The 21,825-nt window shown below is 59.9% G+C and carries 18 protein-coding genes and 1 pseudogene; 9 read left to right on the top strand and 10 right to left on the bottom strand.

Going from position 1 to position 21,825, the window contains the following annotated elements:
* Nucleotides 1-48: 48 nt before the first annotated feature.
* Nucleotides 49-1,413 carry an MFS transporter gene (locus ACP7BE_RS03685; RefSeq protein WP_413051987.1) on the bottom strand — a complete coding sequence of 455 codons (1,365 nt, stop codon included), beginning with the start codon at nucleotides 1,411-1,413 and terminating at the stop codon, nucleotides 49-51.
* Between the two features lie 234 nt (nucleotides 1,414-1,647).
* Here ACP7BE_RS03685 and ACP7BE_RS03680 point away from each other — a divergent pair, with 234 nt between their 5' ends.
* Complete coding sequence (locus tag ACP7BE_RS03680) at nucleotides 1,648-1,803, top strand: hypothetical protein (RefSeq protein WP_153326233.1); 156 nt, start codon at nucleotides 1,648-1,650, stop codon at nucleotides 1,801-1,803.
* An 80-nt stretch (nucleotides 1,804-1,883) separates the two neighbouring features.
* Here the strand turns inward: ACP7BE_RS03680 and ACP7BE_RS03675 are convergent, their stop codons facing one another.
* The 6 genes and pseudogenes from ACP7BE_RS03675 to ACP7BE_RS03650 form a co-directional block, all read right to left on the bottom strand.
* Complete coding sequence (locus ACP7BE_RS03675) at nucleotides 1,884-2,594, bottom strand: FadR/GntR family transcriptional regulator (RefSeq protein ID WP_150628443.1); 711 nt, start codon at nucleotides 2,592-2,594, stop codon at nucleotides 1,884-1,886.
* Nucleotides 2,595-2,686: 92 nt separating this feature from the next.
* Complete coding sequence (locus ACP7BE_RS03670; RefSeq protein ID WP_426104770.1) at nucleotides 2,687-4,216, bottom strand: UxaA family hydrolase; 1,530 nt, start codon at nucleotides 4,214-4,216, stop codon at nucleotides 2,687-2,689.
* Nucleotides 4,217-4,245: 29 nt separating this feature from the next.
* Nucleotides 4,246-5,255 (bottom strand): annotated as a pseudogene (locus tag ACP7BE_RS03665) (zinc-binding alcohol dehydrogenase family protein).
* Between the two features lie 162 nt (nucleotides 5,256-5,417).
* Nucleotides 5,418-6,416 (bottom strand): LacI family DNA-binding transcriptional regulator, encoded by a 999-nt coding sequence (locus tag ACP7BE_RS03660; RefSeq protein WP_095000324.1) that lies wholly within the window; start codon nucleotides 6,414-6,416, stop codon nucleotides 5,418-5,420.
* Between the two features lie 100 nt (nucleotides 6,417-6,516).
* Nucleotides 6,517-7,992, bottom strand: a complete 1,476-nt coding sequence (locus tag ACP7BE_RS03655) for a glycoside hydrolase family 32 protein (protein WP_095000325.1) — start codon at nucleotides 7,990-7,992, stop codon at nucleotides 6,517-6,519.
* 13 nt (nucleotides 7,993-8,005) lie between these two features.
* The gene (locus tag ACP7BE_RS03650; protein WP_095000326.1) at nucleotides 8,006-9,298 is read right to left on the bottom strand and encodes an MFS transporter; all 1,293 of its coding nucleotides are present in this window, start codon (nucleotides 9,296-9,298) and stop codon (nucleotides 8,006-8,008) included.
* 379 nt (nucleotides 9,299-9,677) lie between these two features.
* Between ACP7BE_RS03650 and ACP7BE_RS03645 the strand changes: the two genes are divergently transcribed.
* Nucleotides 9,678-10,349: a GntR family transcriptional regulator gene (locus ACP7BE_RS03645; RefSeq protein ID WP_231386332.1), complete on the top strand. Its 672-nt coding sequence runs from the start codon at nucleotides 9,678-9,680 to the stop codon at nucleotides 10,347-10,349.
* Between the two features lie 200 nt (nucleotides 10,350-10,549).
* Here ACP7BE_RS03645 and ACP7BE_RS03640 read toward each other — a convergent pair whose 3' ends face one another.
* Nucleotides 10,550-10,975 (bottom strand): hypothetical protein, encoded by a 426-nt coding sequence (locus tag ACP7BE_RS03640; protein WP_426104768.1) that lies wholly within the window; start codon nucleotides 10,973-10,975, stop codon nucleotides 10,550-10,552.
* Between the two features lie 310 nt (nucleotides 10,976-11,285).
* Between ACP7BE_RS03640 and ACP7BE_RS03635 the strand changes: the two genes are divergently transcribed.
* The 7 genes from ACP7BE_RS03635 (at nucleotide 11,286) to ACP7BE_RS03605 (ending at nucleotide 18,094) form a co-directional block, all read left to right on the top strand.
* Nucleotides 11,286-12,104 (top strand): transporter substrate-binding domain-containing protein, encoded by an 819-nt coding sequence (locus ACP7BE_RS03635; RefSeq protein WP_095026449.1) that lies wholly within the window; start codon nucleotides 11,286-11,288, stop codon nucleotides 12,102-12,104.
* A 10-nt stretch (nucleotides 12,105-12,114) separates the two neighbouring features.
* Complete coding sequence (locus ACP7BE_RS03630; RefSeq protein WP_271350634.1) at nucleotides 12,115-13,884, top strand: aconitase family protein; 1,770 nt, start codon at nucleotides 12,115-12,117, stop codon at nucleotides 13,882-13,884.
* Entirely contained in the window at nucleotides 13,877-14,542 is a 666-nt protein-coding gene (locus ACP7BE_RS03625) for an amino acid ABC transporter permease (RefSeq protein ID WP_095000329.1), read from the top strand. Before ACP7BE_RS03630 ends, ACP7BE_RS03625 begins: the two co-directional genes overlap by 8 nt.
* Nucleotides 14,543-14,551: 9 nt before the next feature.
* Nucleotides 14,552-15,202, top strand: a complete 651-nt coding sequence (locus ACP7BE_RS03620; protein ID WP_095000330.1) for an amino acid ABC transporter permease — start codon at nucleotides 14,552-14,554, stop codon at nucleotides 15,200-15,202.
* Nucleotides 15,195-15,917, top strand: coding sequence for an amino acid ABC transporter ATP-binding protein (locus tag ACP7BE_RS03615; protein ID WP_095017989.1), 723 nt, complete (start codon nucleotides 15,195-15,197; stop codon nucleotides 15,915-15,917). The genes ACP7BE_RS03620 and ACP7BE_RS03615 overlap by 8 nt, the downstream gene beginning before the upstream one ends.
* 9 nt (nucleotides 15,918-15,926) lie before the next feature.
* A complete protein-coding gene (locus ACP7BE_RS03610) occupies nucleotides 15,927-16,958 on the top strand; it encodes a trans-3-hydroxy-L-proline dehydratase (protein WP_095000332.1) in 1,032 nt (343 codons plus the stop codon).
* A gap of 218 nt (nucleotides 16,959-17,176) precedes the next feature.
* Complete coding sequence (locus ACP7BE_RS03605; protein ID WP_240881167.1) at nucleotides 17,177-18,094, top strand: dihydrodipicolinate synthase family protein; 918 nt, start codon at nucleotides 17,177-17,179, stop codon at nucleotides 18,092-18,094.
* A 90-nt stretch (nucleotides 18,095-18,184) separates the two neighbouring features.
* Here ACP7BE_RS03605 and ACP7BE_RS03600 read toward each other — a convergent pair whose 3' ends face one another.
* Entirely contained in the window at nucleotides 18,185-19,195 is a 1,011-nt protein-coding gene (locus tag ACP7BE_RS03600; RefSeq protein WP_095000334.1) for an Ldh family oxidoreductase, read from the bottom strand.
* A gap of 61 nt (nucleotides 19,196-19,256) precedes the next feature.
* Nucleotides 19,257-21,383 carry a bifunctional mannitol-1-phosphate dehydrogenase/phosphatase gene (gene mtlD, locus ACP7BE_RS03595; RefSeq protein ID WP_095000335.1) on the bottom strand — a complete coding sequence of 709 codons (2,127 nt, stop codon included), beginning with the start codon at nucleotides 21,381-21,383 and terminating at the stop codon, nucleotides 19,257-19,259.
* Nucleotides 21,384-21,825 lie beyond the last annotated feature (442 nt).

Here is a 21,825-nt window from a genome sequence, read left to right as displayed (position 1 = left end):
CGGATCAATAGCCCACCGCGAGAGTCCTACTTTTGACTCTCCCGCACCTCAAGCCTGTCCGGGCTGCTGCATCAAACGCAGGCCACTGGCCAACGCACCCGCCAGGGCAAAAGCGCAGCCCAGCCACAATGCATGGTACGGGCCGCTGACCGCAGACAAGTGAAAGCACAGCGCCACCAGTGACGCGCCCAGTGTCTGCCCCAGCAACCGCGACGTGGCGACAATGCCGCTGGCTCCACCACTGCGGGCCAGCGGCGCACTGGTCATGATCGCCTTGAGGTTGGGCGACTGGAAAAACCCGAAACCGGCGCCACACAACGCCATGCGCCAGCCAATATCAAAGGTCGAAGCGCCTTCGTTCAATAACGCCAGCGCTGCCATGCCTGCGCTCAACATCAACAGGCCGATGCCGCACAGCAGTGCCAGCGATACGCGGTCCGCCAGACGCCCGGCAATCAGCGCCATGATCGCCACCACCGCGGGCCACGGCGTCATCAAAAAACCGGTAGCCACCTGGCTGTGGCCAAGCGCCGTCTGCAACAGAAAAGGCAGCGAAACAAACGCCAGCCCCTGGGCGCTGAACGCACAGATCGCGGTCAGAGAGGACAAGGCAAACAGTGGCCGCTTGAACAGATCAATCGCCAGCATCGGTGCCGGATGCGCAGCCTGACGGCGCATCAGCCATACCCCGCACACCAGCGCCACGCCGATCAGCCCCAGGCTTAAATCGCCCTCGGCGCCATGTACCGCCGAACCCAGCCCCAGCACCAGCAAGGCAAACAGCCCGGCACACAAAATCGCGGCCAGCCGGTCAAACGCGTGTCCGCTTCTGGGAATTTCCGGCAGCGAGCGCAAGCCCAGTACAACGGCCAGCAGTCCCAACGGTACATTGATCAGGTACAGCCAATGCCAGGTCGTCACCGACAGGATGGCCGATGCAGCCGTTGGCCCCAGAGTGAAGGCCAGCCCCACCACCAGCGAGTTATAGCCCAGCCCCCTGCCCAGAATTTTGGCGGGATAGATGTGGCGCAACAGCGCGATATTCACACTCATGATCGCCGCAGCGCCCAGCCCTTGCACCACCCGCGCGGCAGTCAGCGTGGGCAGCGACCACGCCAGGCCGCAGAACAGGGAGGCCAGGATAAACACCAGCAGGCCGCCGAGAAACACCCGGCGATGGCCCAACACGTCGCTGAGGGAAGCAAACGGCAACACTGCGGCAATGGTCGCCAGTTGGTAAGCGTTGACTACCCAGATTACCGAGGCGGAGTCAGTGCCGATGCCTTCGGCCAGGGTTGGCAAGGCGGTGTTGATGATGGCGGTATCGAGGGTCGCCATGCCAATCCCCAGGGAGATCGCGATCACGGCAGGCAGGCGTTTGTTACTGGGCAAACCATCGACAACTGAAGACATGGGCAATCCGCGTATACGACAAAAACGTCAAGATTAAGGCCTGCAGAGGATATTTTCTGTGGCCGATTGCGCACTCGGACGAAATTTCATGTTCGTCGATACCCTTGTAGCCACACCGGATTATTGCCGCTTTACCAACAATGTTTCTCAGGCCTGTGGATTTATCCCAAAAAACATCCGAACGTTCGGCAGCATGAGTGCGATTGATCTCAATACGCAGAAACTGGTGAGCAAGTGTGGAAGGCACGTTTGCCGGTGGGTGCGGTTGCAGCGCCGTTGATCTACAAGTCGCCGGCCACGGGCAAGCAATATGTGCTTATCTCGGCGGGCGGCATGAGCCACTCGCCTGATGTGGGTGACTACATCATTGCCTATGCATTACCGGACTAAGACGTTGTAGACGCTGAAGAGCTTTGCGGTGTTTCAGTAAAACTGCGCGCCAGGGTTCTACACGGCTTTGCGGTCTGTCTCTAATCCCCTGTCCGGGCTTCCAGCGTCCCCAGCCAGCGCGCCTGAGAGCACAGCAAATGCTGGCGCATGGCAGTCTGGGCAGCAATCACATCCTTGCCTTCCAGAGCCTGCAAAATGGCCTCGTGCTCGACCACCGCGGCATCCCAGGTGCCATGGTTTTCGGAACGCTCGCTCAACTGCGCAGAAATCGGGCTGTGACGCTCATCGAACAGCGCAGTAATGATGCGCACCAACGCACCATTGCCGGTCATCTTTGCCAGGCGATGATGAAACTTTCGGTCGTCTTCCAGCGGCGGACGGTTCGCTTCGATGCTCGCGCGCATGGCATCAATGCACTCCTTCAGGTAACGGTAGTCGCTCTTTTTCCCGTGCATGCAGGCCAGCACCACCGCTTCGCCCTCGATCAGCGCGCGGGCCTGCATCAGTTCAGTCGGGCTCTCGCCATGAGTGCCGGTACGGGCGCCGCCTTCGCTCGGTCGGGCAGCCACATAGACCCCCGAGCCCATTCTGATCTCGATGCTGCCTTCGATTTCCAGGGCAATCAGGGCCTCGCGCAACGACGGGCGCGAGACGCCCAGCAACTGGGTCAAATCGCGCTCGGGAGGCAGGCGCGAGCCCACCTTGAAGTCACCCTGGACGATGTAGTCGCGCAATCGGTCGGCGATTTTCTGATAGAGCTTGCGCTCTGAAGGAGCAAAGGTGGAGACCATCGAGGCAGCGTCCAAAAAATGATGCCAAAGGCTACCACACAGGCCCGGGTGCGCTGCACAAAGCTTGGAGCCAGCCCTTGGACGTGTGGGTGTTACATCACCGCGCCAATTTGCCAGGGCACAAATTCGTTGTCGCCAAGGCCGTTTTCCTCGCTGCAGGTTTTGCCGCCTGACGCGGTTGTGAGCATCAGTGCGAACAGGCGTGCGCCCGCCTCGATCACCGATTCCTCGCCATCGACAATCGTTCCGGCATTGAAATCCATGTCCAGCGCCATGCGCTCAAACAGGCGGGTATTAGTGGCAACTTTCAGCGATGGCGTCGGTTTACAGCCATAGGTAGAACCACGACCAGTGGTAAAGCAGATCAGATTCGCACCACCCGCCACCTGGCCAGTGGCAGACACCGGGTCATAGCCGGGCGTGTCCATAAACACCAGACCTTTATGCTGGACTGTCTCGCCATATTCATAGACCGCCATCAAGCCGGTAGACCCCGCCTTGGCCACTGCACCCAGGGACTTCTCGAGGATGGTGGTTATGCCTCCGGCCTTGTTGCCCGGCGAAGGGTTGTTGTTCATGTCGCCGTCATGCTGGCGTACATAGGCCTCCCACCAGTGGATACGGCCCATCAGTTTGTCGGCAATCTGCGCTGACGCTGCGCGGGCCGTCAGCAGATGTTCTGCCCCATAGATCTCCGGTGTTTCGGAGAGAATGGCGGTACCGCCGTGGCGCACCAACAGGTCGACCGCCGCACCCAGCGCCGGGTTGGCGGTAATCCCCGAATAACCGTCCGAGCCACCGCATTGCAGGCCTACGGTGAGGTGGCTGGCCGACACGCTGCTGCGTTGCTGGCGGTTGACCTGATCGAGCATGGCGTTGACCAGCTCTTTGCCGCGTTGCACCGTTTCGCGGGTACCGCCGGCGTCCTGGATCACCAGGCCTGCTTTGAGCACCGCGTTGCGCTCGGCCAATTGTTCCATGAGCGGGGCCAGTTGATTGACTTCACAGCCCAGGCCGATCACCAGTACACCGGCGAAATTGACATGATCGGCATAGCCACGCAGGGTGCGCTTGAGAATCTCGATGCCCTCGCCCTTGGCGCCCATACCGCAGCCGCTGTCATGGGTGATTGCCACTACGCCGTCCACATTGGGATAGTCGCGCAGGTAGCCCGCATCAAATGCCGCGGCAATCTGCTTGCATACGGTTGCCGAGCAGTTGACGCTGGAAATCACCCCGATGTAGTTGCGCGTACCGACACGCCCGTCTGCACGGACATACCCGGCAAAGCGGGCACCGCCGCCATCCTGGACGGTGGGTTGGTACACGTTGGCCAGCGTGTGGTTCGTGCTGTTCTGCGGCATCTGCAGGTTGTGCACGTGAACATGATCACCAGGGTGCAGGGCTGCACTCGCCTGGCCGATGGACTGCCCGTATTTGCGCACCAACTGCCCTTGGGCAACGGCACGCAGGGCGATTTTGTGCCCCGCAGGGATATCGGCCAGCGCAGTCACGCTCAGGCCATCGGCAAACAGTTGCTGACCCTTGGCAATGTCGCCGCGCGCCACCGCCACATCATCACCGCCAGTCAGTACAAGTAATCCAGGGTTGCTCATTTTCATGCTGGTTCCTCAACGGTTAGGGTGCGCTGCTAGCACTCGATAATGGCCTTGACCACGCCCTGCTGCGGATCCAGCAGCGTGGAGAAACGGCTGGCCACTTCGTTGAGGGGAATACGGTGGGTGTTGAGCGCCTGATCGGGGATCAGGCCGTCGCGCAGGCATTGCTCCACATAGCGGAAATCTTCGACGGTGGCATTGCGGCTGCCCATCAGGGTGGCTTCGCGCTTGTGGAACTCGGGATCGGAGAAGGTGATCGTGTCACGCACCACCGAGATCATCACGTAGGTGCCACCGTGGGCGATAAATTCAAAGCCACGCTCCATGGCCCGGGCGTTGCCGGTAGCATCGAAAACCACATCATAAAAATCGCCATCGGTAAGGTCGGCGAGCGCATCTTTATCGCCGTCGCCAATCTTCACCGCGGCGTGAATATTCAGATGTTTGCGGCAAAAATCCAGACGGTCGTCACGGGTATCCAGCACCGTGACCTGCGCTCCGCGCAAGCCGGCAAAAATCGCCGCGGCCATGCCGATCGGACCGGTACCGACTACCAGCGTGCGTTGCCCGGCCTGAAGGTTCGAACGGCGCACCGCATGGGCGCCAATGGACAGGAATTCGATCATTGCGGCCTGGTCCAGGGTCACCCCGACGGCCTTGTGGATGAACTGATGGGCGACACTCAGGTACTCGGTAAAGGCACCGTCACAGTGCACACCCAGCACCTGGATGCGCGAGCAGCAGTTGGTCTTGCCCTGCCGACAGGCGATGCACGTACCACACGAAATGTAAGGCATCACGTAGACCACATCGCCCGGCACCAGGGCGCTGCCCTCTTCGCTGGCCTCGACGATGCCGGAAAATTCGTGGCCCATCACCCGCGGGTACTCCAGATACGGCTGGTTACCGGTAAAGATGTGCAAGTCGGTACCGCACACACCCACGCGTTTGATCCTGATCAGGGTTTCACCGGGGCGACGCTCTGGAATAGGGCTTTCGAGGGTGGTGAGCAAGCGGGTTCGTTACAGATCACAGTCAGCATTTTTTATTCTCCGTCGATAGCGCAAGGGCTACCGGGTATTGGCGAGACCACAATGGGTGCGGCTCGAAAACTACACGGAGGAAAAAATATTGGCAAGACCAATTATTTTTTTAATGAATTGGCCTTACCAGATTCCATACCTGGATTTACCCCCCGAACGGGTCAGCAGGAGTCGCGCTCAACCAGCGGGCAGGCAATCTTGTGGATGGCGCAGTCGTCCCGGCCTTCGATCAGATGCAGTGCCGCGCGGCGACCCATTTCGTAATACGGCAACTGCACGGTGCTCAAGGGTGGGTAAAACAGCTCGGCAACCCCCACCATATTGTCAAACCCCAGTACCGCCACATCGTGCGGAATACGCAAGCCGCGACTGAGCAGATACTGATACGCCACCAGGGCAATCCGGTCGTTGCCGCAAATCAGCAGGTCAAAGGGCGGAGTTCCATTACCCGCTAGCAGCTGTTGCTCCAGCACCACAAGGGTGTGCTGATAGCCGTCATCGTCGGGCAGGTCGAACTGAGGCAGTTGCGCGGCACTGATCCCGGCCTCGTCCAGAGCGCGGGCCAGTCCGCGTTGGCGCAACCCCCAGGCCATACTGCTTTGCGGCAGGTTTATGCAGAGCGGACGGCGGTAGCCCTGTCGCAGCGCTTGGCGTACCGCCTGATACTGCCCGTCTTCATCGTCTGATATATAACAAGCAATGCCGGTTTCGGTGCTGACGCAATTGCCCAGAACCAGCGGCACGCTGCGCAGTACCTGAGGAATGTCCACCCGGCGAAGCTGCATGGCGCTGAAGATGATGCCGTCCGGTTGATGGGAGAGCATCAACTCGATGGCCTTCTGGCAGGGCGGGGCTTCAAACACGTTGAGGATAAACACGTTCCAGCCATGCTCGCGGGACGTACGCTCCATCGAGAGCAGCATTTCAACGGCAAAAGGAGTGGTGGCCGTATCTAGGGCAAAGATGCCGATGGTCTTGCCACTGGAGTGGCCGCCGCGGGTCTTGCGCGCAGAAAGACTGGGCACATAACCCAGGGTCTCGACGGCCTGCAGCACTTTGGCCAGGGTCTCCTGATTCAACTTTCCCGGGGTGTTGAGGGCCCTGGAAACGGTCATCAGGGAAACCCCCGCCAGCCGTGCAACATCTTTTACTGAAGCCATGGGTACGCGCCATACGTGTCTGACCGGGCATGATGTCATGCCTGATAGCGTCAGAACAGCATGAGCAAGGACGGCGCGCCCTGCGCCAAAAGGCCTGACTTCATAGCTTCAGATCCGCCAGCCCCCACACCAGGGCCTTGCCAAAATGGCCTGTGCCATTGACGGCATAAGCCCGCAGCGCAAGGCTGTCGGCCTTTGGGTAAATTCGGCTGCTCAGGCTCCAGGCGCCATCGTCGACGAACACTTCGATGGATGAACGATCGAGAAAAATTCGCAGGGCAATGCGTGTCTGCCCTGCCGCGATCGGTACACTGCGAACTCCGCTCACCCCGGCGCCGGAATGTTGCCTGTCGAGCACCAGGCGCCGGGCCATGGCATCAAAATACAGCAAGGTGCGCTCCTGCTGGTCATTGCTGCAGCGCAATGCCAGACCAAAATGTTCAGCGCTGCTGGCGGCAATATCCAGCTCAAGTTCAATCTCCAGCAGCGCCCCCCAGGTATCCAGCAACTGATTGGCAGACTTCAGCGCACCTATCTGCAGCACCTGCCCCGCCTGCCTCAATGCAATCAGCTCGCGGGCCGGACGCATCAGCAGTCGATCACCGTCGCGACTGACTTCACGGGGCAATGTCAGCGCCCCGCACCAGTGCTCGGCCTGGCTGGGCATCGGGCTTTCCCACATGTCCATCCAGGCCCATAACAAGCGACGGCCATCTGGTGCGAGCAAGGTCTGGGCAGCATAGAAATCGTGGCCATGATCGAGTTCATGGAGCGGGCCACCGGGTTTGAACACACCCTTGTCGTCCAGTTGCCCCATGCGGTAGCTGTTCTGATACAGGTTCCAATTGTCATATCCGCAGGGCTTCAAGCCCTGGGGCGAGTACAGCAACACATCGCGCCCCTCCAGCTCGAAAATATCCGGGCACTCCCACATATACCCATCAAGTTCACGTTGCCCCTGCAGCGCACAGCCCAGAAAGTCCCAGTGCAACAGGTCATCTGAACGATAGAGCAGCAACTGCGGGTCATCCCCAAGGCGTGCCCCCAGCGCCATCCACCAGGCCCCGTGGCGCTGCCACACCTTTGGGTCACGAACATGCATGATGGCCGGGTCAGGCGGTGTGTCGATGACCGGCCCGTGCTTGATAAAGGTAATGCCATCGGTGCTGCTGGCCAGGCACTGGACCTGACGGATGTGCTGGTCATCACCCGGCTCTTGCAACCAGATGTGACCGGTATAGATCAGGTACAGGGTGTCATCGAGTACCACTGCAGAGCCTGAGAAGCAGCCATCACGGTCATAACTGTCACCCGGTGCCAGGGCGATGGGCAAATGCTGCCAATGCACCAGGTCGTCGCTGCTGGCGTGCCCCCAGTGCATGGGGCCCCATTGTGCAGAAAAAGGATGATGCTGATAAAACATGTGGTATTGGCCGCGAAAGAACACCAGGCCGTTAGGGTCGTTCATCCACCCGGCTGCCGGGGCCAGGTGATAGGCGAGGCGATAGTCGTTGCCGCGTTCGGGCAGTGTTTGTTCAATGGCGCGATGGGCCATGTCCAGCCGTGCAGCGTGCATGGGGTGGTCCTTGTCAGGGTTCATAACGGGTAACTGATTGAGTGATGGCGGGTAATGCCAGCGCTTCGGCAACAGCGTTTTTGCCCGGTGGTTGCCGTGGATCGTTGCGCAGCAGGGTCCAGGACAGCAGCAGGCAGGCGCCAGCCAGAGCGGACATGGCCAGGTAAACATCGGCAAATCCGTATTGGTCATAACCGTAGCCAACCAAGGGCGACAGCAGCATGGCGGTGAGTTGCTGGGCGAAGTGAAAGCCCACCAGATAGATCGAGGCAGACAGGCGCGGGTCGAAATTGAACGCAATATATTTGAACACCGAGACCAGCAGGATCGGCACCTCAACCGCATGCAGCATCTTGAACACGGCGATGGCCCAGGTTTCTGTAGCCAGGCCGGAACCCAGAATGCGAAAAAACATGATGCTGCCCGCCAGGATCAGCCCGTATTTCGCACCGGTACGGCCAACCACCCAAGGGGCAACCAGGAGCAAGCCGGCCTCCAGCAGGACCTGGGATGAGTTCAGGTAACCATAGGCCTGAATGCCCTGTTCCGGGGTCGCAAAAAACGACGAGAAATACACCGGAAACTGCTGCTCGTAGATCATGTAAATCCCGCACACCCCGGTCAGATAGACACTGAAGGCCCAGAACCGCGGCAACTTGAGCAATTGCCATAGATCACCGACAGATACGGGTGCAGCGCCACTTGCGCCGCTGGCGCAGCCGGGTTGGTTGAACCGGCTCAGGTCCAGTCGAAACAGAATGAGCAAAAACGCCACGCCGGCAGCACTGCTCATGTAGAAGGCAATATTGGGGTTGATGTTGAACACCACACCCACAATGCAGGTGGCCGCAGCCCAGCCCAGGGAACCCCACATCCTGCTGGTGCCGAACTCGAAACCCACGTGCCGTGACAACCGTTCGGTATAACTTTCGATCACGCCAACCCCGGCCAGCATGGCAAAGGCCAGGAAAACCGCCCCCACCACTGCGCCGAGCACTACGTTCTGAGCCAGCAAGTGGCTATAGACATAAATCGCGAAGGGTGCGGCGGTGCACAGCAGCAGGCCAATCCATACCAGCAGCTTGCGGGACAGGCCGAGCTTGTCCTGCAATGCCCCGTAGAACGGCTGGATCAGCAGTGCTGCGATTGCATTCGCGGCAAATACATAGCCGGTCTGCGCGCCATTGAGGCCGATGACCTGATGCAACCAGATGGAAAAAAGCGAGTAACTGGAAGACCATGAAAAAAAGAAAAAAAACAGCAAACCGCTGATAAGCCAGTAATCACGCTTGACCGTCCGTTGCATGGGTGTCCCTCTTGTTCTTATTTAAGTTAACGTTAACATTTTCTCCTATTACGGATGCCTACAGCTTCGCTGTCAAGCTCATGGCTCAGGAAAGCAGCAATGGACAGGGCCTGGAAGCGCATATCAGGTCGCGATGACCCGGTGCCTGATAAGGTGTTTTTTTGACACCTTGCAGGGGAACCCCTGCGCAAGGACATCAAGCAGGTTAAGGATTAACCCGACTACGTCGCCAGCCTTCAGTCGGGCTCAGGCTAGCCTGGAATGTGCTGGCATTTGCAGGCTGACCCGTGCCAGGTAACAGGCCGCAGGGCGACTGGTACAAGGCTTACCCGCTGAGTTTCGTATACCATATATCTTTTACAAGCGAATGATGACCACCGTGGCCCATCCAAAACTCAATGCACCCGACCTCGGCAATTCGCCTTCCACATCGGAAATCATCACCCTGCATTTGCGCGATGCGATTGTCGCCGGGCATTTCGCTGAAGATGAACCGATTCGCCAGGATGATATCGCCCGCCAGTTCAATGTCAGCAAAATCCCCGTGCGCGAAGCCCTCAAGCGACTTGAAGCTGAAGGGCTGGTGATGTTCCAGCGCAACCGCGGCGCCATGGTCACGCGCATTTCCGAGGCCGAACTGGCGCAGATGTTCGAAGTGCGCATGCTCCTTGAAGACAAACTGCTGCGCCTGGCCATTCCCAACATGACCGCAGACACCTTTGCCCGTGCCGAACGCATTTGCCAGGAGTTTGTCGGGGAAGATGACGTGGGCCGCTGGGCCGAGCTTAACTGGGAACTGCACGCCTGCCTGTACGAGCCGGCGCAGCGACCGTTCATGATCAGCCTGATCCGCTCAGTCAATGACAAACTGGAACGCTACCTGCGTATGCAAATGAGTTTGTCGGCAGGTAAACACCGTGCCGATCACGAACACCGGGAGATCCTTGACGCCTGCCGCGCTGGCGATGTTGAGCTGGCCGTCAAGTTGCTGGATGAGCATATTGCCGGCGTGTGCAAAACCCTGTTCGAGCATTTGCCGCAAAGCCATTGAGCCTGTACGCAACGCTTTAGCTTGTAGTCGCTGAGGAGCGCAGCGAGGCTGCGATCGGTTTGGTGCGCCACCGCGACACAGCAGTCGTAAAATCGGTTAATGCGTTGGGCCAAGTACATCCGGGGCTCAGGGTTTACGACCGCTTCGCAATCGATCGCAGCCTCGCTGCGCTCCTCAGCGGCTACAAGATTTCGTGTTCTTCACTCCCCCACCGAGTACACCGTAATACACAGGTCGATCCCCAATGACTGCATGCGCAGCAAGGTATCGATCGGGATCGGGTGGCTGACAGAACCTGGTGTAACTCCGCTGTTGTAGCCAATATCCAGGGTCTTTTTTGTACAGGCTTGCCATAACGGCTGCAGTGCTTGCGGCAATTGCTCAATGGCATCGAGCAAGGCCCTGATGCTTTCATCAGGGATGGGGTAACTGCCTTGCGGGCCAAAGGCTTCGAAAACAGAACGATAGAGGTCGCCGTCAGCCTGACTGTCATGCAGGCAACTGATTGATACCTCAGGCAGATCTCCAGGCGCCATTGAGTCTGCCAATGGTGCCAGGTCAACAGGAGCCGTGAGCATCAGGTCTGTATTGAGGTAGTACACCCCGATGTCATCATCGATAGGCATAGGCTTCACACTCCCGGGAAAAGTACCTCGCCCATACTGCCCGCAGGGCAAAAAATAGCCAATACCGCCAAAAAGCCAGCAAGTGTTCCTTTGTGGGGCATTTCCCACAGTAATGCTCCCTTCTGTAACACCCCCCTGCTACCGCTCAACCCCTCCAGTACCAGAGTGCCATCACGCAAGCCTGCAAATACCGCGCTCGCTCACTTATTGCGGCCTGCGGCAAAAATCGGCACACGCCTTGCAAAACAAATATCGTATACGAAATCCAAAGACCGTTAATCAACAGCCCTTCAACGACTCCGAGGCTTCCATGAAAAACCCCGTACTTGCCGTAGCTCTCAGCGCTGTTCTCAGTACCTCCTTTATTGCCACGGCGCAGGCCGACAAGCTCGACGATATTATCGGTTCGGGCAAGTTGCGCTGCGCTGTCACCCTGGACTTCCCGCCCATGGGCTCCCGTGACGAGGCCAACAAGCCCGTCGGCTTTGATGTGGACTACTGCAACGATCTGGCAAAAGTGCTCGGTGTCGATGCCGAAATCGTTGAAACCCCCTTCCCTGACCGGATTCCGGCGTTGGTCTCCGGGCGCGCCGATGTCATTGTGGCCTCCACTTCCGACACCCTGGAACGGGCCAAGACCGTTGGCCTGAGCATTCCTTACTTTGCCTTCCAGATGGTGGTGCTGACCCGCGACAACACCGGTATCAACAGCTTTGAAGATCTCAAGGGCAAGGCCCTGGGCAACACCAGCGGCACCTATGAAGCCATCGCCCTGGAAAAAGACGTGAAAAACTGGGGCAGCGGTTCATTCCGCGCCTATCAGTCGCAGAACGACACCCTGCTGGCCGTTGCCCAGGGCCATATCGAGGCCACCGTGGTCACCAACACCGTGGCTGCGGCTACCCTTAAATCAGGCAAGTACAAAAACCTCAAGGTCGCCGGTAACGCGCCTTATGTGGTCGATTACGTGTCCCTGGGCGCCAAGCGCAACGAGTACGGCCTGCTCAACTACCTGAACCTGTTCGTCAACCAGCAAGTACGCACCGGACGCTACAAGGAGCTGTGGACCAAATGGGTCGGGACCGAGATTCCACCGGCTGATCTGACCGTACCTCACGTTTATTACTGAGGTATCCAGCATGTCCGGGATAAGTTCTCTTGAAGGCCGCAGCCTGGTTGATGGTTGTGCATCCGCCCCGCTGCTGTACGCCGAGGTCGGCCTGAGTTTCTGGGGCGGCGTCGACCCGTTCAGCGGCGAGGTGATCGACCGCCATCACCCGCTCAGCGGCGAATGCCTGGCCGGCCGTGTGCTGGCAATCCCCAGCGGGCGCGGCTCCTGTACCGGCAGCAGTGTGCTGATGGAACTGATCAGCAATGGCCATGCTCCTGCTGCGCTGGTGCTGGCCGAGGCCGACGAGATCCTGACCCTTGGCGTGCTGGTGGCACAGACCCTGTTCCAACGTTCCCTGCCGGTGCTGTGCATCGGCAAGGAAGCCTTTGGCCAATTGCGCGGCAAGGCGTTCGCCAGGGTCGATGGCACCGGTTTGAGCCTTTACGATTCAACGCCTGACGATACTCCGGCACCACGCAACGACAGGCCAACCGAAGATGCACACAGCTCGATCGAGCTGACCGCACACGACCGTGCACTGCTCGACGGCAGCCAAGGCAAGGCCGCTCAGGTGGCCATGCAGATCGTTTTGCGCATGGCGCATATCCAGGGCGCCAAATATCTGGTGGACATCACCCAGGCCCATATCGACGGCTGCATCTATACCGGGCCGGCGAGTTTGCGCTTTGCGCAACAACTGGTGGCATGGGGTGCCAAGGTGCGGGTACCCACCACCCTCAATTCGATTTCCGTGGATCAGCGCCGTTGGCGCGAACTGGGTATCGACCCGGCGCTCGGTGTACCCGCCAGCGCGCTGGGCGATGCTTATATGGCCATGGGCGCACAATTGAGTTTCACCTGCGCGCCTTATCTGCTCGACAGTGCGCCCAAGGCCGGCGAGCAGATTGTCTGGGCCGAATCCAACGCGGTGGTTTACGCCAACAGCGTGCTCGGCGCACGCACCCTCAAGTACCCCGACTATCTGGATATCTGTATCGCCCTCACCGGCCGGGCACCGCTGATTGGCTGTCATCTGGAAGATCAGCGCAAGGCCCGTTTGCACATAGAAGTGCCGCCCCTGTCCAACCTTGACGACTCTTTCTACCCGCTGCTCGGCTACCACATCGGTGCCCTGGCCGGCAGCCGGATCCCGCTGGTTTCCGGGCTCCAGCAGCAGCATCCGAACCTGGACGATCTCAAGGCATTCGGTGCGGCCTTCGCCACCACCAGCGCCGCTGCGCTGTTTCATATCGCCGGGGTTACCCCCGAAGCTCTCGACCCGACACGGGTGATCGATGGGCCGCTGCCGGTGTTCAAACTCAGCCTGGAGGAATTGCGGCTCAGTTGGCAGGAGCTCAACAGCGCCCGCGATGCCAGGGTGGATGTGGTGTCATTGGGCAACCCGCACTTTTCCCTCAGCGAGTTCGCCCGTTTGGCAAGCCTGTGCCAGGGCCGCCACCGTCATCCCGACGTGGTACTGGCGATCACCTGTGGTCGCACCGTGCTGGAGCAGGCCCGCGTCGCCGGGTATATCGCCGTAATCGAAGCCTTTGGTGCGGTGATTGTCAGCGATACCTGCTGGTGCATGCTCGGTGAACCGGTGATCCCGCCAGCCGCCAGAAACCTGATGACCAACTCGGGCAAATACGCCCATTACGCCCCCGGCCTGGTGGGCCGCAAGGTTCACTTCGCCAGCCTTGCCGAGTGTGTGGATGCGGCGTGCAGCGCCACGGCCAGCGGGCGCTTGCCGCAGTGGCTGCAAGCCGCTGCCTCACTGGAGAACGCACCCCATGTTTGACTATACCTTCCAATGGCGCTCTGCCCTGCGCGCCTTGCCGGACATGCTCGCCGGTGCCCTGGTGACCTTCGAGACCGCTGCCCTGTCGATGATCTTCGGTGTACTGATCGCCCTGGCCCTGACGGTGATGCGCGAAAGCAAAAACCCGCTGCTGCGCGGCGCCGGTAATGCCTGGGTGTCCATTGCCCGTAACACGCCCTCGTTGTTCCAGATTTATGTCCTGTACTTCGGGCTCGGCTCCCTGGGCCTGCATGTCAGTTCATGGGTCGCCCTGCTGGCCGGGATCACCTTCAACAACGCAGGTTACCTGGCCGAGAACTTTCGCGGCGGGCTCAAGGCCGTACCCGAAACCCAGGTACGCGCAGCTCGCTCGCTGGGTATGAGCGCCTTCCAGACCTACCGCATGATCGTCGTACCGCAGCTGCTGCGCATCGTGTTTTACCCGCTGACCAACCAGATGGTCTGGGCGGTGCTGATGACCTCGCTGGGGGTGATCGTGGGCCTGAACAACGACCTCACCGGTGTAACCCAGGACTACAACGTCAAAACGTTCCGCACCTTTGAATACTTCGCCATTGCCGCGGTGCTGTATTACCTGATTGCCAAGGCGATCGTTGCAGCAGCCCGGCTCATGGCCTGGCGACTGTTCCGTTACTGAGGACTGCCCATGTTTTCCACCAGCTTTACCTGGAACGATTTTCTGTTTTTGCTGCAGGGGGCATGGGTCACCCTGCAACTGACCAGCTGGGCGATTTTGCTCGGCACCGTTGCCGGCCTGCTGTTCGGCCTGATGCGTGCCTTGCTGCCACGGGCCAGCCTGCCGCTGGCCTGGGTGCTGGATGTGTTTCGCAGCGTGCCTTTGCTCATTCAGTTCGTGCTGTTCAACTCGCTCAAGAGCATCGTCGGCCTGAACATCAGCGCTTTCAGCGTCGGCTGCATCGTGCTGGGGGTCTACGCTGCCGCGTACTTCACCGAGATCGTGCGCAGCGGCGTGCTGGCAGTGCCGTTTACCGTGCGCCGGGCCAGCCGTTCGCTGGGCCTGAGCTACCTGCAGGACCTGCGCTACATCGTATTGCCCATTGCCATGCGCGTGGCCTTCCCCGGTTGGCTCAACCTGGTGCTCAGCGTGATGAAAGATACCGCACTGGTGATGTGGATCGGCATCGTCGAACTGCTGCGCGCCTCGCAAACCATCGTCACCCGCATCCAGGAACCGATGCTGGTGCTGTGCATCGCGGGCCTTATCTATTACGTCATGAGCCTGGTGGTTGCGCGCCTTGGTGCTCGCCTGGAAAAAAGGTGGCAAGAAAATGATTGAGATCGACAACGTCTACAAATCCTTCGGCGACCTCGAAGTGGTCAAGGGCGTCAGCCTGACCGTGAACAAGGGTGAGGTGGTCTCGATTATCGGCGGCTCCGGCTCCGGCAAGTCGACCCTGCTGATGTGCATCAACGGCCTGGAACCGATCCAGAAAGGCCATATCCGCGTCGACGGCATTGCAGTCCACGACCGCGCCACCAACCTTAACCACCTGCGCCAGAAAATCGGCATCGTGTTCCAGCAATGGAACGCCTTTCCACACCTCACCGTGCTGGAAAACGTGATGCTGGCGCCGCGCAAGGTGCTGGGCAAAAGCAAGGCCGAAGCCGAGGCCCTGGCGGTGCAGCAACTGACCCATGTGGGCCTGGGCGACAAGCTCAAGGCCTTCCCCGGCAAGCTTTCCGGCGGCCAGCAACAGCGCATGGCCATTGCCCGCGCCCTGGCCATGTCACCGGACTACATGTTGTTCGACGAAGCCACCTCGGCCCTCGACCCGCAATTGGTGGGCGAGGTGCTCGACACCATGCGCATGCTCGCCGAAGACGGCATGACCATGGTGCTGGTCACCCACGAAATCCGCTTTGCGCGGGATGTATCCGACCGCGTGGCGTTCTTTCGCAATGGCCTGGTGCACGAAATCGGTACCCCCGATCAAGTCATCGGCAACCCTGTGCACGCGGAAACCGCGGCCTTCCTCAAGTCGGTCAAATAGGAGCAGAACATGCGTTCATCGAAAGTCATTCATGTGGTCAGCTGTCACGCCGAGGGCGAAGTCGGTGACGTGATCGTCGGCGGTGTGGCGCCGCCGCCCGGGGCTACCGTATGGGAGCAGTCGCGCTGGATCGCCCGGGACGAGACCCTGCGCAATTTTGTGCTCAACGAGCCTCGCGGCGGGGTGTTCCGGCACGTCAACCTGCTGGTGCCGGCCAAGGATCCACGGGCGCAAATGGCCTGGATCATTATGGAACCGGCCGACACTCCGCCCATGTCGGGTTCCAACTCGATCTGCGTGTCCACGGTCTTGCTCGATAGCGGCATCCTGCCGATGACCGAACCGCAAACCCGACTGGTGCTCGAAGCTCCCGGTGGCCTGATCGAGGCCGTAGCCGACTGTCGAGACGGCAAGGTACAACGGGTCGAGATCAAAAACGTGCCCTCCTTCGCAGATCGCCTGGATGCCTGGATCGAAGTCGAGGGCCTGGGATCGCTCAAGGTCGACACCGCCTATGGCGGCGACAGCTTCGTACTCGCCGATGCCAAGGAACTGGGCTTTGCCATCAGCCCGGATGAAGCCAGGGACATCGTTGAGACCGGTTTGAAAATCACTCACGCCGCCAACGAGCAACTGGGCTTCACCCACCCGTTGAACCCGGACTGGTCGCATATCTCGTTTTGCCAGATCGCTGCGCCTGTGGTGTATGAGAACGGTATTGCCAGCGGCGCCAACGCGGTCGTGATCCGCCCGGGCAAGATCGACCGCTCGCCCTGCGGCACCGGTTGCTCGGCGCGCATGGCGGTGTTGCAGGCCAAGGGGCTGCTCAAGGTGGGCGAGCGCTTTATCGGCCGTTCGATCATCGGCTCTGAATTTCATTGCCGCATCGACTCCATGACCGAAGTGGCCGGCCGCGTCGCGATCTACCCGTGCATCTCCGGACGGGCGTGGATTACCGGTACCCATCAACACCTGCTCGACCCGAGCGACCCATGGCCACAGGGCTATCGCCTGTCCGATACCTGGCCGGGTGCCAACTGACCAGAGCATTTACGCAATACCCGTAGCAGCTGACGAGCGCAGCGAGGCTGCGTTCGTCATCTACAGGAACACTGCAACTGTGGGAGAGAGCCTGCTCGCGAAGGTCGTTCGCGAGCAGGCTCGCTCCCACAATAGGGCTTGACCTGCAACAGAGTATCTACATAAAACCGTGACTAAACGTATACGAAATACTATTTTAGCGACCGGAGGCAACAAACATGAGCAAGCGCATCAACTGGAGTGGCGTCTTCCCTGCGGTGACCACTCAATTCAACGATGACTTCAGCATCAACCTGGACAAGACCCACCAGGTGATTTCCAACGTCATCCGTGACGGCGTGTCGGGCCTGGTGGTCTGTGGCTCGGTGGGGGAAAACACCTCCCTGACCGCCGAAGAAAAAATCGCCGTGACCGAAGTCGCTGTGGCAGCCTCCGGCGGCCGGGTGCCGGTCATCTGCGGCGTGGCCGAGTTCACCAGCGTGCAAGCCGCCAAGGTGGCCAATGCCGTGCGCAAGGTCGGCGTCGATGGGGTGATGCTGATGCCCGCGCTGGTCTACGGTTCCAAGCCTTTCGAAACCGCCGAACACTACCGCTATGTAGCCAGGCACGCCGACGTGCCACTGATGGTCTACAACAACCCGCCCATCTACAAAAACGATGTCACCCCCGACATCCTGATTTCTCTGGCCGATTGCGACAACGTGGTGTGCTTCAAGGACTCCTCGGGCGACACCCGCCGCTTTATCGATATCCGCAATGAAGTAGGCGACCGTTTCGTGCTGTTTGCCGGCCTCGACGACGTGGTGCTGGAGAGCCTTGCCGTGGGTGCCGAAGGCTGGGTTTCGGGCATGTCCAATGTGTTCCCCAGGGAAGGCGAAACCATCTTCCGCCTGGCCAGGGCCGGGCGTTTCGCCGAAGCCATGCCGATCTATGAGTGGTTGATGCCGATCCTGCATCTGGACGCCCGTGCCGACCTGGTGCAGTGCATCAAGCTGTGCGAAGCCATTGCCGGTCGTGGCAGCGCCTTGACCCGTCCCCCGCGCCTGGCCCTGCCACGGGAAGATCGGGAATTTGTCGAACGAATCATGGCCAAAGCTCTGGCAAACCGCCCGCACTTACCTGATGTCGGTCTTTGATCAACGGCTTACTGTAGATACTCTGTTGCCGCCTCCCCCCTTGTGGGAGCGGGCTTGCCCGCTCCCACAACAAGCGCCACCCCGGCAAATCTATCCCTTCAGCAGCGCCTGCAGGTCATTGAACAAGGCTAACGGAATTTGCACCCCCTCCGCCTCGCTGCGCGCCCGCGCCTCATACCGGCGTTGCGACGGCAAGCGCGCGCCCTGCCCTTCGATCCCGGCAAACAAACCCTCGGCCCGGGCCAGATGCTCTTCGGTTGCCGCACCCAGAAAGCGCTGCGGATCAAACGCGATAATCAACTCGCCATGATAAGGCGATGACTTGCTCCCCGCGTCGTAAGCCAGGGACTCGGCGCTGGTCAAATCGCCAATCAGGGGCCCGGCAATCAACTCCACCATTGCCGCCAGTGCCGAGCCTTTATGCCCGCCAAAGGTCAGCATCGCGCCGGTATCAAGCACCACATTGGCATCGGTGCTCGGCAGTCCTTGAGCGTCAACCCCCCAGCCCTCAGGAATAGCCTTGCCAGCCCGACGATGCAACTCGATGTCGCCACGGGCAATGGCACTGGTGGCAAAGTCAAAGACAAACGGGTCACGCCCCGCCCTTGGCCAGCCAAAAGCAATGGGGTTGGTACCGAACACCGGCTGGCAGCCCCCCGCCGGGGCCACCCAGGCATGGCTCGGGTTACAGGCCAGCGCTACCAGCCCCGCCGCGGTCAACTGCTCGATTTCCACCCAGAGTGCGGAAAAATGCACACAACGATTGATCGCCAGGGCTGCAATGCCGTTGGCCCGGGTTTTTTCCTGTAACAGCGGCAAACCCGCCTGGAACGCCAACTGGGAAAACCCGCCGGCTGCATCCACCCGCACTATCGACGGCGCCTGGTCGATCACCCGCGGCGCGGCATCGGCCGAGACCTTGCCCGCGCGCAGTGAATTGACACAGCCCAATACCCGGTACAGACCGTGGGACGCGCAACCATCGCGCTCCCCGGCCAGCACCGTGGCGCTCACCGCGCGGGCATGGGCCTGGTTGAAACCGTTATGCAACAGGATCGATTCGGCAAGCTCGTAAGCCTGGGCCAGGGTCAGTCGTTTCATGGTCAGCTCCTTGAACAGACCTTTCAGACTGGACCATCCTCAGGCTCACGGCTTGATCGGTTCAGGCCGTGGGCATGACGAATTCAGCACAGAGCGGGCCATGAAAATACCCGGCAATTGCCTCAATCAACGCCGCATCCGTGACCGGGTCCAACCCCGGATACGGCTGGCCGTTATAGCTGCCGGTAAACGTCAGGACCGCCTCGATGCTGCCATTGTCCTGATACAGACTACGCATCTGCTGGCACTCCAGATCCTTGCTGTCAGTGCTGCGCAGCGCATAGTGCAACGCCAGCGCCGCGCCGAACTGCAGGGCACTGCTGTCAATCCCGTGCTTTCTGGCCAGATCGATACTGCGAAAGATCCGTTCGTTACGTTGCAGTTTGCGTAGTGGATCACGTCCGACACGGGCACAGGGGTCCTTGAAGGAGGTATTGCAGCGCTCCAGAAAGGTGGCTGAAAATGCTGCCACGGCATCTTCCATCTGCGGGTTTTCGGCCACCAGTGCAGGGCCGACTGCCTCACCGATCAAGCGCTGCGCCAGCTCACTGACGCGCGGGTCGCCCATGCCCTGCCCCAGCCAGGAGTACCCCAGCAGGCTCGCATACCAGGCAATGATCGCGTGCGGGCCATTCCACAGCAGGTTCTTGATGACTTGTGGCTGGGTGATGTCGTCGACCGTCTTCACCTGGCGCAAGCGCTCAAGCAGATTGCTGCAGCGCTGGGCGTACAGGGGCATGTCCGGCTCGCTGTTGAACAGGATCAGATGCAATTGGCTCAAGGCGTTGCTGGACTGGGTAAAAGGTCGAAAGCGGCTGATCAGCCGCTCGTACTCGGGCACCGGAGTGCGCGGTGCGGCGCGAGGTGCGTCAGGCTCGTCATCGAGGCTGTTCTGGAACATCTTCGACTTGATCCGCAACTGGCGCACCAGCGCTTCGTTGGACAACTTTGAGACGATGCGGCTGACCACCGTTTCTACAAAGTGGGTGTTGTCCAGAATCTTGCGGCACAGCTCGGCAGACACCAGCAACTCCAGTTGCGCCTGTACATGGCGACGCACAAAGTCCGCACCGCCGACCTTGTTCAGCACAATCAAAATGGTCAGCTCACGCCCCCGGCGCTCGTAGCGGCGCACCAGGCCCCGGGCAATCACCCCGGCCTGCTTGCGAATTGCCGTTTCAGGCAGGCTCAGGCCGATGATTTCCGCCACGTCATACATGCGGATCACTGCTTCGGCGTCGTCCATGTCGATCATGCGCAGGTTATCGATGGTCTGATCGAAGGACGTGGCGCTGTAGCGCACACTGAAGCGGCCAAACGCCTGGATGGTCTCGCGCAGCATGCGTGAGCGGGTGGCGGCGATGATCTCGCAGGGTCGGGTGTAGCCGTCCCAGTGCGAGAAAATCTGCGTCAGGTAACCGCCGCCCATTGCGCCAAAACCATGAATACCGGCGCTGAACTGATTGAGGGTGGGCGGGAAACTGTCGGTCAGCGCGGGAGGACCGAGATCGGGCATGCACTCGTTCAGGTCACCCAAAAAACCGTGCATGCTGGTGTAGGCCTTGAGGGCGCAGTCCGCGACTTCAGGCGCTGGCGGCTTGATATCCTCAATCAGGATCGGCTGGCCGTCGGCACGAATGGCCGACAACAGACCGTTTTGCGAGTCCTCCAGCATAAGGCAATGCTCTGGCAGACAATTGAGCGCGCTGGCCGCCTTGAGGAAAATCTCCGGGTGGGGCTTGCCCTGGGTCACCTCATCACCGCACACGGTAACGTCGAAATACTTCAGCACATTGGCATTGATCAGGTATTCCTCGGCGATGGCGCGACGGCTCGACGTAGCCACCGCCATGGTCAGGCCGTATTTGCGCAAGCGCTCCAGCACTTCCAGCAGGCCATCCTTGATCGGCACGCCGTGGTCACGCACATGGGCCAGCTCCAGCTCGTCGGCACGCTGGCGAACCTGGGCATAGGGGAAGTCTTCGCCGTGGTTGGCCCTGGCCAGGGCCTCGGCTTTTTTGGCACTCAGGCCCAATGAACCGATCAGCGTTTCTTCACTCAGTGGCGTGCCGTAAATCTCCTCGGCGGCCTGCTTGAGCGTCTTGAAGCGTAGGCGCTCGGTGTCGAACATGGTGCCGTCCATATCGAAGATGGCACTGAAAATTCTTTTACCCTGAAAATAAATCATCAACACAGCTCCTTGTAGCGCGAGCAATTATTGGCTGCCCGCGGAAACGCTTTGGATCAAAAACGTGGTTTCAAATACAAATCCCGGGCAGCAGAACGCACCATTGACAGCGGGGCGTGAGTGCACCGGAACGGCTGGCGGTCAGAAATAATCAGGCGGAGGGACGTAACAATGGCGCCAGTTGGCGCAGCTGCCCGAGAAGCAGGGTCTCAGGTGGGGGATAGCGAAGTTTGCGAGAAAGCGGGAAACAAACCCTGTGACTGCACTGATGCAGCATTTGACGTGAGGCCCACAGCTTGCAATCAGGGATGCGAAGTGTGAGCCCAACTGGCGATTGATACGTGTGATTCCATCCATAAGGGCGTTTTAATTTCCTGTAATACTACGACTGACCTTTTTAGCTATAACCCATGCAACACGTCTAAATCAAGGATTGCCTTGA

It is taken from the genome of Pseudomonas sp. TWR1-1-3, from assembly GCF_049896805.1.
GTDB classification, from domain to species: Bacteria; Pseudomonadota; Gammaproteobacteria; order Pseudomonadales; family Pseudomonadaceae; genus Aquipseudomonas; species Aquipseudomonas bubulae.
This window is presented reverse-complemented; position numbering and strand designations above follow the sequence as displayed.